Source organism: Paracoccus fistulariae (assembly GCF_028553785.1).
GTDB classification, from domain to species: Bacteria; Pseudomonadota; Alphaproteobacteria; order Rhodobacterales; family Rhodobacteraceae; genus Paracoccus; species Paracoccus fistulariae.
On record NZ_CP067136.1, the window covers coordinates 2,221,427 to 2,236,557 of the forward strand.

Annotated in this window: 15 protein-coding genes and 3 pseudogenes; 8 read left to right on the top strand and 10 right to left on the bottom strand. The window is 59.9% G+C overall.

The features are described from left to right. Positions 1-5 precede the first annotated feature (5 nt). From JHX87_RS10950 to JHX87_RS10960, 3 genes are read right to left on the bottom strand one after another with little or no spacing between them, the layout of a single operon-like run. Complete coding sequence (locus JHX87_RS10950; RefSeq protein ID WP_271884894.1) at positions 6-830, bottom strand: uracil-DNA glycosylase; 825 nt, start codon at positions 828-830, stop codon at positions 6-8. Positions 831-871: 41 nt separating this feature from the next. After that, positions 872-1,582 (bottom strand): response regulator, encoded by a 711-nt coding sequence (locus JHX87_RS10955; RefSeq protein WP_271884892.1) that lies wholly within the window; start codon positions 1,580-1,582, stop codon positions 872-874. Positions 1,583-1,591: 9 nt separating this feature from the next. Then, on the bottom strand, positions 1,592-2,110 hold the full coding sequence (locus JHX87_RS10960) for a MarR family winged helix-turn-helix transcriptional regulator (protein ID WP_271884890.1): 519 nt from the start codon (positions 2,108-2,110) through the stop codon (positions 1,592-1,594). Between the two features lie 150 nt (positions 2,111-2,260). Here JHX87_RS10960 and JHX87_RS10965 point away from each other — a divergent pair, with 150 nt between their 5' ends. Beyond that, positions 2,261-3,130: a branched-chain amino acid aminotransferase gene (locus tag JHX87_RS10965; protein WP_271884888.1), complete on the top strand. Its 870-nt coding sequence runs from the start codon at positions 2,261-2,263 to the stop codon at positions 3,128-3,130. Positions 3,131-3,136: 6 nt separating this feature from the next. Here JHX87_RS10965 and JHX87_RS10970 read toward each other — a convergent pair. Then, positions 3,137-4,074 (bottom strand): IS630 family transposase gene (locus tag JHX87_RS10970; protein ID WP_377775999.1). Its coding sequence is split into 2 segments (ribosomal slippage): positions 3,137-3,750 and positions 3,750-4,074, totalling 939 coding nucleotides; the frame shifts between segments, so codons are not numbered across the junction. Here JHX87_RS10970 and JHX87_RS10975 point away from each other — a divergent pair. The 3 genes from JHX87_RS10975 to JHX87_RS18460 are packed head-to-tail and all read left to right on the top strand — an operon-like array spanning position 4,009 to position 4,926. Next, positions 4,009-4,512 carry a YcbK family protein gene (locus JHX87_RS10975; protein WP_271884886.1) on the top strand — a complete coding sequence of 168 codons (504 nt, stop codon included), beginning with the start codon at positions 4,009-4,011 and terminating at the stop codon, positions 4,510-4,512. The two genes, JHX87_RS10970 and JHX87_RS10975, sit on opposite strands and share 66 nt — an antisense overlap. A gap of 5 nt (positions 4,513-4,517) precedes the next feature. Beyond that, positions 4,518-4,763, top strand: coding sequence for a hypothetical protein (locus JHX87_RS10980; RefSeq protein WP_271884884.1), 246 nt, complete (start codon positions 4,518-4,520; stop codon positions 4,761-4,763). Positions 4,764-4,791: 28 nt separating this feature from the next. After that, entirely contained in the window at positions 4,792-4,926 is a 135-nt protein-coding gene (locus JHX87_RS18460; RefSeq protein ID WP_334220884.1) for a hypothetical protein, read from the top strand. 232 nt (positions 4,927-5,158) lie between these two features. Here JHX87_RS18460 and JHX87_RS10990 read toward each other — a convergent pair whose 3' ends face one another. The 4 genes from JHX87_RS10990 to JHX87_RS11005 form a co-directional block, all read right to left on the bottom strand. After that, the gene (locus JHX87_RS10990) at positions 5,159-5,440 is read right to left on the bottom strand and encodes a PAAR domain-containing protein (protein ID WP_271884880.1); all 282 of its coding nucleotides are present in this window, start codon (positions 5,438-5,440) and stop codon (positions 5,159-5,161) included. A gap of 453 nt (positions 5,441-5,893) precedes the next feature. Next, entirely contained in the window at positions 5,894-6,301 is a 408-nt protein-coding gene (locus JHX87_RS10995) for a hypothetical protein (protein ID WP_271884877.1), read from the bottom strand. Beyond that, entirely contained in the window at positions 6,298-6,879 is a 582-nt protein-coding gene (locus JHX87_RS11000) for a hypothetical protein (protein ID WP_271884875.1), read from the bottom strand. Before JHX87_RS11000 ends, JHX87_RS10995 begins: the two co-directional genes overlap by 4 nt. After that, complete coding sequence (locus JHX87_RS11005) at positions 6,876-7,874, bottom strand: DUF4123 domain-containing protein (RefSeq protein ID WP_272833673.1); 999 nt, start codon at positions 7,872-7,874, stop codon at positions 6,876-6,878. Before JHX87_RS11005 ends, JHX87_RS11000 begins: the two co-directional genes overlap by 4 nt. Before the next feature lie 54 nt (positions 7,875-7,928). Here JHX87_RS11005 and JHX87_RS11010 point away from each other — a divergent pair, with 54 nt between their 5' ends. The 4 genes and pseudogenes from JHX87_RS11010 to tnpC form a co-directional block, all read left to right on the top strand. Beyond that, on the top strand, positions 7,929-9,143 hold the full coding sequence (locus JHX87_RS11010) for an IS256 family transposase (RefSeq protein ID WP_272833674.1): 1,215 nt from the start codon (positions 7,929-7,931) through the stop codon (positions 9,141-9,143). A gap of 54 nt (positions 9,144-9,197) precedes the next feature. After that, a pseudogene (locus tag JHX87_RS11015) lies at positions 9,198-9,650 on the top strand (ABC transporter permease); the annotation flags it as partial. Between the two features lie 24 nt (positions 9,651-9,674). Then, positions 9,675-10,649, top strand: coding sequence for a substrate-binding domain-containing protein (locus tag JHX87_RS11020; RefSeq protein ID WP_271886718.1), 975 nt, complete (start codon positions 9,675-9,677; stop codon positions 10,647-10,649). Positions 10,650-10,702: 53 nt separating this feature from the next. Beyond that, positions 10,703-11,742 (top strand): annotated as a pseudogene (gene tnpC / locus JHX87_RS11025) (IS66 family transposase); the annotation flags it as partial. 60 nt (positions 11,743-11,802) lie between these two features. Here the strand turns inward: tnpC and JHX87_RS18465 are convergent. Together JHX87_RS18465 and JHX87_RS11035 are read right to left on the bottom strand one after the other, a co-directional pair. Then, positions 11,803-12,126: pseudogene (locus JHX87_RS18465) on the bottom strand (transposase domain-containing protein); the annotation flags it as partial. Between the two features lie 452 nt (positions 12,127-12,578). Continuing rightward, the gene (locus JHX87_RS11035) at positions 12,579-15,029 is read right to left on the bottom strand and encodes an SIR2 family protein (protein ID WP_271886719.1); all 2,451 of its coding nucleotides are present in this window, start codon (positions 15,027-15,029) and stop codon (positions 12,579-12,581) included. Between the last annotated feature and the right edge of the window lie 102 nt (positions 15,030-15,131).

Consider the following 15,131-nt stretch of genomic DNA (forward strand, 5'->3'; position numbering starts at 1 on the left):
ACCGCTCAGCCTTTCAGCCGCGCCGACAGGGACAGAAGATCAGCCCATGCCTCGCGTTTGGCCGGCGGGTTGCGCAGCAGATAGGCCGGATGCGTCATGGGCAGCGCCGGGCGACCAAAAGCCTCGGTCCAGGTGCCGCGCAGGCGCAGGATGCCGCGTCGCCCCAAAGCCGCCTGACAGGGGATATTGCCCATCAGCACCACCACATCCGGCGCGGCCAGTTCGATATGGCGGCGGACAAAGGGCATGCTCAGCGCGATTTCCTCGGGGCTTGGATCACGATTGCCGGGCGGACGCCAGCTTAGCACATTGACGATATACAGCGCCTGTTCGGCATCGACCGCGTCGCGCGACAGGCCGATGGCGTCGAACATCCTGTCCAGCAATTGCCCCGCACGGCCAACGAAGGGACGGCCCTGACGGTCCTCCTCATCGCCCGGAGCCTCGCCAAGGATCAGCACCCGCGCCTTGGGATTGCCATCTGCGAAACAGAAGTTCCGCGCCCCCTTCTTCAGCTCGATCCCGTCATAGGCCTGTTGCGCCTCGGCCAGCGCCTCCAGTGTCTGGGCAGAGGCCGCAAGCGCGCCCGCCTGCGCAACCATGGCATCCAGATCGGGGCCATCATCGCGCCTTACAGGCGGGGCGGCGGGCGGCGCCGTCATCTGCAGCGGCGGCGCGGGATCGGGGCGTGTGCTGGCGGGCAGTTCGAAACGGTCGGTCGCCGCATCCAGCACCGGCTCATCCGCGCCCATCTCGACCTGCCATTCCAGCAGCGCAAGCGCGGTCTCGGCGTCCAGCGCGATTCCCTGATATGTCGGATTATGCTCCATCGCAGCCGCAAGCTAGGGGCAGGCCCGCCCGCAGGCAAGCCTTAGTCGGTCATCAGCATATAGCCGGTACCGCGCACGGTCTGCAAAAAGCGCGGCTCTTTCGGGTCGCTTTCGATCTTGCGGCGCAGGCGCGTGATCTGGACGTCGATGGCACGTTCCGAGTTTTCAACTTCATCGCCGGTGCCGCCGCCACGGCCCAGATCCTCGATCAGATCCGCGCGGCTGACAGGTTGGCCCCGGCTGGCGGCCAGACGCCGCAACAGCGCCTGTTCGGTGCCGGTCAGGCGGATATAGCTGTCATCCTGCCACAGCTCTCCTTTTTCCATGTCATAGCGCAAGAGGCCAAGGGTCAGGATCTTGGGCTGCGCGGCCTCGACCGCGGGCACACGGCGCAGGATTGCGGCGATCCGCAGCAGCAATTCGCGCGGCTCGAACGGTTTGGTCAGATAATCATCGGCGCCGCTTTCCAGACCAGAGATGCGGTCCTCGACCTCGCCCTTGGCAGTCAGCAGCAGGATCGGCGTCGCGATCTTCTGGCGCAGCGCACGGGTCAGCGAGACGCCATCCTCGCCCGGCATCATCACGTCCAGCACGATCAGATCGAACTCCAACCCCGACAGCAGCCGCCGCGCATGGGCCGCGTCCTTGGCCAGGGTCACCATATAGCCGTTCTTGCGCAGGAATTTTCCCAGCAAGGCGCGAATGCGCTGATCGTCATCGACGATCAGGATATGCGTGTCCTGATGTGTCATGGGTGTTTCCTAGCGCTCGTCCGAAAAATCCTTCATCGCGTGATACTGCGCCCGCGTCTCGGGGTCCATCATCGCTTCCAGAACCTGTCGAAACCCGCCGACGGCCTGCGGACCCGCCGCGCGATAGGCGGCCCGCATCCGCGCCCGCTGCGCCTCGGACAGCTTACGTTCCAGCGCGGTGCCCTTTTCGGTCAGGTAAAGCTGGCGTTCGCGGCGGTCGCGGCGGCCGATCCGGCTTTCGACCAGCCCATCCCCGATCAGCGTCCGCAGGACGCGGTTCAGCGACTGCTTGGTCACGCCCAGCACCGCCAGAAGCGAGGTGACCGTCAGCCCCGGATCGCGATTGATGAAATGCAGCGCCCGGTGATGCGCACGCCCGTAATCCATATCGATCAGGATCATGTCGGGATCAGCGGTGAAGGCACGATAGGCAAAGAACATCGCCTCGATTCCCTTGCGAAGCTGATCATCCGTCAGAAAAAGAAGATCCTCGCCGACCATGGTCTGGGTGCGCAGTTGTTCGGTCATAAAGCTTCCTTTTGCAATTTGCCCAATCGATATGGCAGCGTTGTTGACTTTCCTAGATTCCATTGCTAGCCGTCAAGTGCTTACGCAACAAAAAGATTGTTTCCGGAGGCGCTGCGCAAGAAATGAAAACCGGATGGATGGAGTAAAGAGATGACGGCGGCATATGACGATCGCGACGGCAAGATCTGGCTGGACGGTGCCCTGGTGGACTGGCGCGATGCACAGGTACATATCCTGACCCACGCCCTGCATTATGCCAGTTCAGTATTTGAAGGCGAACGCTGCTATGACGGCAAGATCTTCAAGGGCCACGAACATTCGCTGCGCCTGATCGAATCCGCGCGGCTTCTGGACATGCCCTCGCCCTATACTGCCGAGGAAATCGACGCGGCCAAGGAAGAGGTGCTGAAGGCCAACGGCTTTACCAACGCCTATGTGCGCGCGGTGATGTGGCGTGGATCCGGGCCGGATATGGGCGTCTCGGCGGCGCGCAACCCGGTGCGCATGGCCGTGGCCGTCTGGGAATGGGGCAGCTATTACGGCGATGCCAAATGGCAGGGGGCCAAGCTGGACGTTGCCAAGTGGAAGCGCCCCAGCCCCGAGACGATCCCGACCGCAGCCAAGGCGGCGGGTCTCTATATGATCTGCACCATGTCCAAACATGCGGCCGAGGCAAAGGGCTGTTCCGATGCGCTGTTCATGGATTGGGAAGGCTATGTGGCCGAGGCGACCGGCGCGAATATCTTCTTCGTCCAGGACGGAGAGGTGCATACCCCGCAGGCGGACCGGTTCCTGAACGGCATCACCCGTCAGACCGTCATCCAGATGCTGAAAGACAGCGGCGTCACCGTCCATGAACGTCGCATCAAGCCCGAGGAGCTGAACGGCTTTCAGGAGTGTTTTCTGACCGGCACCGCCGCCGAGGTCACACCCGTGGCGCAGATCGGCGACTGGAATTTCCAGGTCGGCCAGACGACGCGCAAGGTGGCCGAAGATTACGAAAAGCTGGTGCGCCGCTAGAGCGTTTCAGGGTTTAGCGGAAGCATACCCGGCGTTTTGGAAGTCGTTTTCGCATTCTTCGGGTGTGAAACGGTCCATGATGGTACCGACGGTCCTCCAGAGTGTGTCGCGTGTTCTTGCACCAGTGTCCCTCATCCAGTGTTTGAGCTTGGAGAAGGCCTGCTCGATAGGGTTCAGATCCGGGCTGTAGGGCGGCAGAAACAAGAGATGTGCTCGGGCAGCGCGAATGGCCTGGCGGACAGCCTGGCTTTTGTGGCTGCCGAGGTTGTCCATCACGACGATGTCGCCAGCATTGAGCGTGGGGACCAGCCCGCGCTCGACATAGGTACGGAAGATGTCGCCGTTCACGGGGCCGTCAAACACCCATGGTGCGTCGATCCGGTCGTGGCGCAAGGCCGCGATGAAGGTTGAGGTATTCCAGTGACCGAAAAGAGCTGCACCCGGCAGCCGCTCACCCTTCGGCCCCCAGCCCCGGAGCGGGGCCATGTTGGTCTTGACCCAGGTTTCGTCGATGAAAACGAGGCGCGTTGGATCAATCCTGCCCTGATGCCGCCGCCACCGCTCGCGGCGGCGCTTTTCCTCCGGGCGTTCGCGCTTATCGGCGACCAGCGTCTTTTTTTGAAACTGAACCCGCAGTTGCGCAGAAACCGCCACACGGTGTCATGGCTGACCGACACGCCGCGGTCTGCCAGAAGGCCCTGCAGACCGGCGAGGGTCACATGGGGACAGCGGCGCACCTGCTCAACGAGCCAGTCCCGGTGCGGTTCAAGAAGAGGGCGACGATACCCGCCCATCTTCGCCGGACTGACCGAACCGGTCCGTCGCGCCCGGTCTGTCCACTTCACCACGCTTGAGGGCGCAACCCCAAGCCGCTGATCGTGAACTCGGCCTATCGCAGCCCGGGACATAACCGGCGCGTCGGCGGTGCTAAACACTCGAAGCATCTGGAAGGCACGGCCTTTGACATCTCCATGGCCAATCACCATCCGGCAGTCTTCGAGAAAGCCGCGCGGGCCGAGGGATTTCTGGGTTTCGGCACCTATCCTCGCTCCGGCTTCATGCATGTCGATCTTGGCCCTTCCCGGCGCTGGGGCGAGCCCTTCCCGGCCCGCGCCATCCCCTTCGTCCAGGACCAGCCGCCCGCGCGGGAACATCTCGCCGACAGCCGCACGATGAAAGGCAGCGGCGCAGCCGGACTGGCGACCGTCGGCGCGGCGGGGATCGAGATTGCCGAGGACACGCTCGGCGACGCACAATCGGCGATCCAGCCGATGATCCCGCATCTCGACACCCTGCGCTGGGCCTTCATCGGCCTGGCGCTGGCCGGGATCGGCCTGACCGTCTGGGCGCGGCTCGACGACTGGAACCGGGGGCGACGGTGACGGGCATGGTGTCGGCGCTGCTGGCGTCGCGCTGGGCGCGACGGCTGGCCATCGGGATCGCGCTGATCGGCGCGGTCCTCCTCTTCCTCCTCAACCTGCGGCGGGCGGCCGAAACCGCCGGCCGCCATGCCGAACGCCTGAAACAGATGGAGCGCCAGAATGATGTCCAACGCCGCATGCTGGACGCATCCAGCAACCGCCCTCATGATCGCGACGAGCTTGCTGACCGCCTGCGAGACGGGCGGTTCTGATCCAGTCGGCGCGGTTTGCCCGCCGGTCGTGACCTACGATCAGGCGGTACGGGACCGGGCGGCGGCGGAGTTGGAGGCGCTGCCCGAGGATGCCGCGCTGGTCGGGATGATGGCGGATTACGCCGTCGTGCGCGCGCAGGCGCGGGCTTGCGGACCTGACTGAGCATCGGCCCGGTGGGTTCTGATCCACCTGGCCCGGATCACGATTGACGATGTCAAAAAGCGGCAGGGATTCGGTGCACAGCTATACTCGCACAGATATAGTCGCGGGCTGTCGCGCGTGAAAATGGGCACAATTGTGCATGCGGCAATAGATATCCGATTTCCTACGACGAGAATGAAACGCAGGTGCCGCCCCAACTTTTTCGGAGTACACCATCACCGCCACAGCGCTTTCAATCGGAATTTAATGTCGGGATGCCCATCGCTATCTTTCCGCCATGCGCAGTCCGATCACCGACCCGCATGACCCCGCGCCCGTTGATCTTCACCACGCTCGATCCCTTGACCATTGGGTCGGGCAGCGGAGGCGATCCGGGACATCCGCATTGCCCCCCTTCGACCGCAACAGGGATGCCATTGAATTTCACCAGAGTCTGACCGGGATTCATGACCGGCCCACCGCCGTGAATCGGGCAGGTATGCGCGTGGCTGAGAAGAGCTACCGGTTTCGACATATTACCCCTCTTCTTTATATGAAATAAAAACAACATCCTCATGCATTTATGGCTACCGCCTCAGCTGGGCTCATAATCATCTGGGTCAAAATATTTCATGTCAACGGTCCCATCTGGATAAACGCACAACATATCATCTCCAGGTGAACTTTCATCGGGACAAGAAACAAACACACCCAGGTCAACCGCCATTTTCTTAAGAGCAGACAACCAGTCAAATACACTGTTTATCTCAATATCGACCTTAAACGAAAAAAATAGAGATATTTTTCATTTCATGCACGAGCGCCCAACGCTGAAACCTTGGAACCCCAATTGCCTCATCAGAATCATAGGCAACTATCGCGCTACCAGGAATCTCGAATGTTGAAATCAAAGTCGATCTGAGCTGATCATAGCTCACTCCACCCCCAACATATACATCAAGACCGTCGGCAAATTCTAGGCAGAAATTCACATTGCCTCACCACCTGAAGGATGAATCTGCCTATCAACGACGACTTCATTCACATAAAGTTTTTTGGCGGTAATTTTTAATCGAATCCATTCTTCAGAGTTATCTACATAGTTTGACCACTCAACACCCAAATAGAGCGCATCACCATCACTCACCTCTTCAAGGACCTGCCCTGACTGCAAAGCTCCGCCCCGAAACAGAGGCCCGCCATCGCTTGATATCTCCGATTCACCAACAGTAACGCTGAGAATATACTCCTTACTGTAATCGTTCCGCTCCTGATCATCATCGGTATATAGGTCAAACGTTAAAGTGACCTTGCCATCAGCAGAATCAAGAACGGAAAGAACAACCTTATCATATAGCTCATACCGCTTTAGAAAGTCGCCGACTGCCATGATCATGATATCAAGCCTTGTCCATTTGGGTTCCGAATAGTAGTTCCCGGAGATATATGTGAAGAGCCAGAGTTCTTAGGTGTCGGAGCACCGTTTTTGTCCAGATAGTGATCTCCGCGACCCGTCCTATTTGGGTTTGTTCGATGATAATGATCCCGCCCTGCCCAACCAGGTCTGCCCGATTCACCTTTATCAAACTCCAGCACCTCGCCGGTCTCAGGATTCCTGAACCGTCGCCGATTAGGTGCCGGATGTTGCTCTTCTTCCCAGCCTTCCTCAAGTAAATCTTCAGGGTCCTCTGGTAGAGTAAGTTCACCACAACCCTCACATATTGTGCTATCGTCTTTTTCTCCCTCCTGCTCGTCGGTTTCCTCGGCCTCCTCCTCAGCTTCTTCCATACTGTTGATGTGATCCTGCAGCGTTGCCGCAGCCGCGCGACCAGCCATTCCGCCGAGGCGTGCACCCACCGAGCGCCCAATCATCGTACCAACAACAGGGGGCGGTATAAGCGATCCAATTATTCCGCCGATCCAGCCTCCGAACAGCCGGCCGGCCCCTTCACCCAGCGTTCCGGCCGTGGTCATGCATCAATCTCCGCCGCAACCTGATTCATCCGCGCCAAGCTATCGAGCATCGCAGTCTTAACCTGCCTATCAGGCGTCTCATCATAGGCCTGGATGAACGCACGGACGCGGGGCTCCTGTGCAACTCGGCCCTCCGTGATTGTCATAAGGTATGCCCAACGCTGATGACCTCCCAGACTGCGCATCCCCAACTCATTGCCCGAACGACGGCTCGCCGAGGCTACTCGCTCAAGCTGATGGTCAGACAAACCCTGAAAATCCGGTGGCAACGTCCTGCGCAGAAAGCTCGCGGTCCTTCGCAGCGATCTTCGTTCACGCGCACCCTGCATGCCCTCAAGGGTCGTAGCGCTGAGAGTGAGCAGTCCAGGTGGAGAGTTTGGCAAATCTATCGGTCTATCCGACTGTAGCCACTCCCGCCCATTCGCCCAGTCAGGATCAGGCGCGAAGAACAGGCTTGAAGCTGGTCCATAGAAGCGCGCTGTTTCGGACGCGTTCATCACAGGCAGTGCTTGCGCGATGACATTTGCATCTGCATGGCGAAACAGAACCGCTTCATGGGTCCCGGACTCTGTCGAGCCGTTCATATCAGGAAGCGCCAATTCGGCCGGAGGTGCAAATTCATTCGGGATCATCACCATATTGATGCCTCTGAGGTGTTTGTAGAGAGCATCGGCTCCGTCCGGGCACTGCCAGAAGACGGCGGCGGGGCGGTTGGCGATGAGGGTCATGAGGGCCGGGATGGTGTCCTGTGGCGCTCGGCCGGTGATTTTCTCCGGGCGTTCATCCAGCCAGACCATATGCGGGGCAGTGATGATCTGTTCGGGGTGGTTGTCGCCGCGATCCAGATAAAGCGGGCGGCTGACGAAATCGCCCAGCAGCAATTCGTGCGGCAGGTTGTCAAATTGTGCGCCGTCGAGCACAGCGAAGACCGGCGCGGCCTGATGGTCAAGCGCCAGCAGTGCCTCTTCAAGAGAAGCGGGGACCTGCGGCTCCACTTTCGGCTCCGTACGTGCGGCTTGGGTCCATGCTTCCTGAGAGGAGCAAGGACCATGACGATTTCGAACGAACTGCTGGACGAGCTGCTGAAAGGCTGCAAGCGGCCTGAGGATCTGCTGGGCGACGCCGGGCTGATGAAGGAACTGAAGATCCGGCTGATGGAGCGGATGCTCGGGGCCGAGTTGACGGCACATCTGGGCTATGAGGCTGGTGCGGAGCCGCCGGCTGAGCAGACCAACCGCCGGAACGGGATCGCGACGAAGAGGGTGAAGGGCTCGGACGGCGAGGTGCCGCTTTCGGTGCCGCGAGACCGGGAGGGCAGCTTCGAGCCCGAGCTGGTGAAGAAGGGCCAGACCCGGATCGATGGGGTGGATGACAAGATCATCGGGCTTTACGCTGCTGGGCTGTCGGTTCGGGACATCCAGGCCCACCTGGAAGATCTTTACGGCCTGCGGGTTTCGCCCGACCTGATCAGCCGCGTCACGGATGCCGTGCTGGACGAGGTCCGCGAGTGGCAGCACCGGGCGCTGGACCGGATGTATCCGATCGTCATTTTCGATGCCCTGCGCGTGAAGATCCGCGATGCTGACAGCCGGATGGTCAAAAACAAGGCCGTTTACATCGCCTTGGGCGTCACCCGGGAAGGGGATCGCGAGGTTCTGGGGCTCTGGATCGCCGACAACGAGGGCGCGAAGTTCTGGCTGTCGGTGATGAATGAGCTGCGCAACCGGGGCGTTCAGGACATCCTGATCGCGGTCGTGGACGGGCTGAAGGGCTTCCCCGAGGCCATCACTGCGGCCTTCCCCGAGACCACGGTCCAGACCTGCATCGTTCACCTGATCCGGCATTCGATGAACTTCTGCAGCTGGAAGGACCGCAAGGCCGTGGCGGCCGACCTGCGCCCGATTTACGAGGCCCCCACCGCTGAGCAGGCCGCCCGCCAACTGGGTGCCTTCGAGGAGAAATGGGCCGGGAAATACCCATCCATCGCCCCGGCCTGGCGCCGGGCATGGGCGGAAGTGACCCCGTTCTACGCCTTCAGCGCGGCGATCCGGAAGATCATCTACACCACGAATGCGGTGGAATCGCTGAACCGCGTGCTGCGGAAAACGCTGAAGACCAAGGGCTCGTTCCCAACCGAGGAGGCCGCAACGAAGCTGATCTTCCTCGCCATCCGCAACTTCGAAAAGGGCGGCCGCGCGGTCCGGGAATGGGTTGCGGCCCGCAATCAGCTGGCCATAATGTTCGCAGGGCGCTTCGACGCCTGAACGTATCTGAAAACCGCATGGGCCACATCAGATACACAGAGTTTCAGACACTCCCCGGTGCTGATTCTGGCAATCTTGGCCATCCTGGGCGAGATCGCGATGACCCGGATGCGCTTCGGGCGCCATGTAACCGCCATCGGCTCCAATGCCGAGGTGGCAAGGCAGTCCGCGATCCGCGTCGATCGACTGCGCTTGGCGACTTACGTCTTTCAGGGCCTCTGCGTGGGCCTCGCGACGTTGGTATACGTTCCACGGCTGGGTGCGGTAACTCCCTCGACCGGCCTTCTATGGGAGCTGGAGGCCATCGCTGCCGTCATTATCGGCGGCACCGCGCTCGCCGGCGGCTATGGCCGCGTCTGGGGCACCGTTACGAGGGTCCTGATCCTCGGCATCGTCGCCAATATTCTGAACCTCACCGATTTCATCAGCCCGCATCTGAACGGCGCCTTCCAGGGCGCGATCATCATCGTCGCGGTGCTGCTGCAACGCCGCAAGGCACATGACTGAAGCTTGACCAACGGAGGAGAAACCATGTCAATTACTCGTCGCCAGATCTTCACCCACGGGGCCGCAGGCCTTGCCCTGCCCGTGCTTGCTGTCGGCATCCGCCCCGCCGCCGCGCAGGACGCTGCCCCGGCCCGCATCGGCATCGCCATCCCTGCCGCCACCCACGGCTGGACCGGAGGACTGAACTATCACACCGAGCGCACTATCGCCGCCATGACGCAGGCCTTCCCCTCGCTGGAATTTATCCTGACCACAGCTGGCGACGTCCAGACCCAAGTCAACAATATCGAGGATCTCGTCGCCCAGCAGATCGATGCGCTTGTCATCCTGCCGATGGAATCGGACCCGCTGACCGCACCGGTCAAAGCCGCGAAGGAGCGCGGCGTTTTCATCACCACCGTGGATCGCGGTCTGGGCGAAGAAGGGATCGAAGATCTCTATGTCGGCGGCAACAATCCGCAATACGGCACCATCGCCGCCGAATATTTCAAGTCGAAGCTGCCCGATGGCGGCAAGATCGTGGTCATGCGCGGCATTCCCACCGCCATCGACAATATTCGCATTGAAGCCTTCAATGCAGCCCTCGAAGGGTCGGGCGTCGAGGTGCTCGACATGCAATATGCCAACTGGAACCCCGACAAGGGCTTCGAGGTGATGCAGGATTATCTGAGCCGTTTCCCGCAGATCGACGGCGTCTGGGCCGGCGACGACGACGCAGCACTCGGCGCCCATGCTGCCATCGGACAGGCCGGTCGGCAGGAGGAAATCGTCCTGCTAGGCGGATCGGGCATGAACCGGGTGATCAAGATGATCATGGACGGCGACAGCCTGATCGACGCAGATATCTTCTATCCACCGACACTGATCATCCCTGCGATTGAGGTCACGGCCATGCGCTACGCAACGCAGGCCCCGATCTCGGGTCAATATGTCCTGAACAGCCCCCTGATCACCAAGGACAACGCCGAGGATTATTACTTCCCCGACAGCCCGTATTGATCAACGACGGCGTATGCGCCCTGGTGCGTAAGCGTCCGGTCTGACTGCTACCGTTCACGCAGGTGCCGCTGCCCTCGCGCCCCATTGAACGTGGCCGCCCGGGACCGGGACTTCTGGCCCATGTGCTGGTCAGCAAGTATGCGGACCATCTGCCGCTCTATCGCCAGAGCCAGATCTTCGACCGCGACGGGATCGAACTGGACCGGTCCACGCTGGCCGATTGGGTCGGCAAGACCACCGCCCTGCTGGAGCCGCTGGCCGATGCCATCGGTCGCCATGTCTTGGCAGGCGAGGCAATATTTGCCGATGACACGCCGGTGCAAGTGCTGGCGCCCGGCACCGGCAAGATCCGGACAGCGCGGATCTGGAGCTATGCCCGCGACGAACGCCCATGGGGCAGTGATACGCCACCGGCCGCATGGTATCGCTTATCGGGCGACCGCAAGGGCCAGCATCCCAAGGACCACCTGGCCGGTTATCGAGGCTGGATGCATGCCGACGGTTATGCAGGGTTCGAGGAGCTTTATCGATCCGGCACGATCCGCGAAGTTGCCTGCATGGCGCATGTCCGACGCAAATTCGTCGACATCCATCGCGCCCAGGGCTCCGCCATCGCCGAAGAGGCCATCGCCCGGATCGCCCGGCTCTACGCGGTCGAGAAGGAGGCCAGAGGATCACGCCAGACCACAGGGCCGCACTGCGCAAGGCTCATGCCGCTCCGGTCTTCGATGATCTCGAGATCTGGCTGGCCATGCAACTGACCAAAATATCAGGTAAATCACCGCTCGCGGCGGCGATCCGCTATGCCCTGACCCGGATGGAGCGCCTGCGGCCCTATCTCGACAATGGCATGCTGGAACTGGACAACAATGTGGCCGAACGCGGCATGCGGGCCATAGCACTCGGACGGAAGAACTATCTCTTCGTCGGCTCCGAGGCAGGCGGCAAGGCTGCCGCCATCGCCTATACCCTGATCGAAACCGCCAAGCTCAACGATATCGACCCCTTCGCCTGGCTCGCCGATACCATCGCCCGGATCCCGGACTACAAGATCAACAGGGTCGATGACCTGTTGCCGTGGAAATGGAAAGCCTTCGCAGCAGGCACAGGCAAAACGTGGTCGCACGAGGCGGTTCACGATGAAGCGCCCTGGCACATATTCCAGTTCTTCGGTCACATCCTCGCCGATCCGGCGCAGATGCCCGCCGCAATCGGCGCAGGCGTCGCCGCCGGGCGTCAGTTCGACTTCCATGCGCGGGATATGATCCGGGATCGGCTTGCGCTTCGGCTTACCCTTTTCCTCGATGTCGGGCAGCTTCATCCGCGCGGTCATCGCCGCGGCCGCGATCGCGCTGGTTTCCAGTGCCAGCTGCAGTTGCTCGACGGTCTCGACGAACTGCCAATGCAGTTTTTGGTGTCCGGTGTTGATGTGGCGTTGATGTAGACGCGCGATTGGCCGGTGGTATGGTGACACCATCGTCTTATGTATTTGTATTTTCTGCAAAATTTGGTTGCGGGGGTAGGATTTGAACCTACGACCTTCAGGTTATGAGCCACACCCCACCCGATCCCACCATGTCAATCAAATCAACCACTTGGATCGTATGCCTTTGAATTCATTGAATTACTGACAGGAACTCGAAGGATACAACCGCAGTTCAACGGAAGTGAGCGCGTTCAGATTGAATTCTCGGGTTGACCAGGCGTTGACAAGCGACCCTGATCATTCGCGAGGGACCATCGCTACAGCCCGAGAGCCGATCACGATGCGAAGTGCAGGGAGCGGTCTTGGCTGCCTCTGGCTCTATGGGGGGCTGGTCGTGGTGAGCCTTCAAGGCGGGCAGGTGCAAAAACAGATGATCAGATCACCTTGGGGAGAGTCTCTGTCGCAGATGCAGAACAATCCCCAAGCAGATCACAATTTCTCTCTCAAAATCGCGAGCCAATACTGTCGAGCGCAGATTGGGCTTTGTCCCTTTGATATCCCGAAGGAAGCACGCCGACTCGCTTGCGGGCATAGCCTGCGAGCTGACCCAGCGCCGTGTCGATCAATACCTTGTGCCCGTCGTTCAATTGGTGACCCACCACGCTATAGGTTCGCAAAATCTCCGCAAGAGTCTCGAACGGATAGTGCTGCGGGTCGTTCTGGCGCAGGATCTTGCCAGTCAGTTCGATTGCTTCTTTGAAATCCCTGAATAGGTCGACCCCGATGCGGGTAGTTTTCTCCGCCCGCAACATCAAAAACTTTGCGCGCCGGTCGTCCAGTTGGCGACGGTCGAAAGTGTTTCCTGTGCGGCGTTCGAATTCGTTGGCTTCAGCATATCCCTGTTCGAGAAGCTTCTCGGCGACGGGAAGTTCGCCTGCCGCACATTTGGCCATGTGCCATTGCAGCCAAAAAAGCGGCATTCGCCTGATTTGTTGCTCCTGCTTGTTGTGTTCGAAGAACCTGTCGATCTCACCCCTGTCGGTGACGACATCGGAAAGGATGGAAAACCGCATCATCTGATTGAACATGCGCTGTTCGAAAGGGTTGCGATAGGTTGCCGCGAGGTTCATTAACAAAGGAACGATAGCATCCACGATTTCGGCATCGTTGAACAGGTTTTGCAGTATGTTCTGGGCCCCGATCGAGGGTACGGTCTGGATGATCTGACCGGTACGGCGCACGAGGCGGAAGGTGTCACTTCCGGCTCTAGCATTCAGCCGGTCGATGATGGCACCATAGTCCGTCTCCATCGCATTGCTGAGGAAGGAAACTGGTGCGTTCTCACCGATATGGGCGAAATATAGCGCGATGATGATCGCTGCTCGCTCGGTCTGACTGAGTGAAAGCTTATTGAATTCTTCACGATACCGATTGGTAACGTAGTCCGACCTGAGCAACCGCATCAGGAAATGCGGTAGACTTGCCTTGCAGGTGCTCTGGATGAAACGAAGCCGTGCACCGGGATCAAGGGCATGAAAATCACGCCACCCAGCGATCTGATCGGCGAGGTCGCTCAGAGCGCGTGTCTCGTTCTCGTTGAGACTGACGAGGGGTATCTTCCGGAAACTGCCGAAGCCTTCGAGCGATGCGAGGCCAATAGGGCTGGCGTCGACAGCCACGGCCCGGCTGGTGAGGATCAAAACGCCGTCCTGCCCATCAAACTGACGCGCGATGCTGGCAAGCCGGTCTACTGGCAGATCAAAGCAGTTCTCGATGATCAGTGCCGCGTTCGGGGCATGATGAAGAATGTCTGCGACCTCGTTCAGCACGCTCTCATAAGCTTGGCGCATCTGGTAGACCGGTCTTCCCCCCGACAGGCGATAGGCAAGATCGGTTGTGAGCAGGGTCTTGCCATCACAGGGATATCCCTCAAGAAGCACGATCCGGGCGTCACCTGCGATGGCAGCCAGTGTTCCCAGTATGGCGGTGCGCTGTATGTGGTACTCAGATACATCGTTGGACGCGTCCCGCGCGAGCTGCGAGGGTTCGACCTTTCCGTAGAGAAGCAGGTCTTCGATCTGGGCTCGCGTGGGAACCGTAGCCGCGGGATCCGGAGGTGTGTATTTCGCGAAACTGACGAGGCGTGGCTCTTTCGGTGCATCCTTCGCCAGAAGTCCTCTGATGATGGTGGCAAGTCCGGCCCGGCCGGTGAAGAGCGGCGTGCCGAGCCGCTTTTGAACCGCGGTGGCATCAGGGTCGGCCTGGGCCGTCGGGCGATTGATGAAGAAGGCTTTCTCACGCAAGCCTGTCAGGTCATTGATCGCTTGGTTGAGGTGGAAATCGCCGGCATTGAAACCGACAAAAACCACGATCTGAGCCTGGTCGATGTCGCGTCGAAAGCGGTTGAGCCACTTTTTCACGAAGGTGAGCTTCGCGTAGCTTTCGGCGCCGAGCACGCAGCTTTCACGAATGTTGTGTATGTCCCATTTCTGCACATAGCCGTGCAGGTGGATGATCGGCAGATTTGGCGTTGCCGTGTCGGGTTGGTCCGTGTTGTTAAGAGCCTCGACCGATTTTTGCGCGGCATGTGCCGCAATCTCGAGCGCATTGTCATAATTTGTCGTGTAGACCGCTTGCCAAGGGTAGCGTAACAGATCGGCCATATCAGAGGTCACGTTGGAAACGGTGAAACGCTCTTTCAGGAGTCTCATCATGCCGTTGTCGGCAATCTTGTCCCACAGGGCATCGGTAGCGTTTTGCAGATCCTTGTATGGCGGCTTCTGACTGAGTTCGGAATTGAATAGATTGAGCAGTTGTGCGCCAGTGCCGAGCGTTTCATCTGGGTTAAAATTCAGACAATCCGCAGAAAATCCGGCACCGCAGAACAAGATACCACCGCCGTTGCGGGCTAGGTTGAGACGCCTTTGAAACTCATCAAATGAGTTGCTCTCCATGGGTTCGAACTCCTAAAGTAACTCTCATTTGCGGTGAGGCGTGACAGCGTTTTGACTGCGTTCCTACGGTTGTATCATTCTTTATACAGGTCTAAGAACCAC

What these genes read in the sequence shown, in the direction of transcription:
- JHX87_RS10950 (WP_271884894.1), bottom strand. Translation starts at nt 830, where the DNA reads ATGGAGCATAATCCGACATATCAGGGAATCGCGCTGGACGCCGAGACC.
- JHX87_RS10955 (WP_271884892.1), bottom strand. Translation starts at nt 1,582, where the DNA reads ATGACACATCAGGACACGCATATCCTGATCGTCGATGACGATCAGCGC.
- JHX87_RS10960 (WP_271884890.1), bottom strand. Translation starts at nt 2,110, where the DNA reads ATGACCGAACAACTGCGCACCCAGACCATGGTCGGCGAGGATCTTCTT.
- JHX87_RS10965 (WP_271884888.1), top strand. Translation starts at nt 2,261, where the DNA reads ATGACGGCGGCATATGACGATCGCGACGGCAAGATCTGGCTGGACGGT.
- JHX87_RS10980 (WP_271884884.1), top strand. Translation starts at nt 4,518, where the DNA reads ATGGTGTCGGCGCTGCTGGCGTCGCGCTGGGCGCGACGGCTGGCCATC.
- JHX87_RS10990 (WP_271884880.1), bottom strand. Translation starts at nt 5,440, where the DNA reads ATGTCGAAACCGGTAGCTCTTCTCAGCCACGCGCATACCTGCCCGATT.
- JHX87_RS10995 (WP_271884877.1), bottom strand. Translation starts at nt 6,301, where the DNA reads ATGATCATGGCAGTCGGCGACTTTCTAAAGCGGTATGAGCTATATGAT.
- JHX87_RS11000 (WP_271884875.1), bottom strand. Translation starts at nt 6,879, where the DNA reads ATGACCACGGCCGGAACGCTGGGTGAAGGGGCCGGCCGGCTGTTCGGA.
- JHX87_RS11010 (WP_272833674.1), top strand. Translation starts at nt 7,929, where the DNA reads ATGACGATTTCGAACGAACTGCTGGACGAGCTGCTGAAAGGCTGCAAG.
- JHX87_RS11020 (WP_271886718.1), top strand. Translation starts at nt 9,675, where the DNA reads ATGTCAATTACTCGTCGCCAGATCTTCACCCACGGGGCCGCAGGCCTT.
- JHX87_RS11035 (WP_271886719.1), bottom strand. Translation starts at nt 15,029, where the DNA reads ATGGAGAGCAACTCATTTGATGAGTTTCAAAGGCGTCTCAACCTAGCC.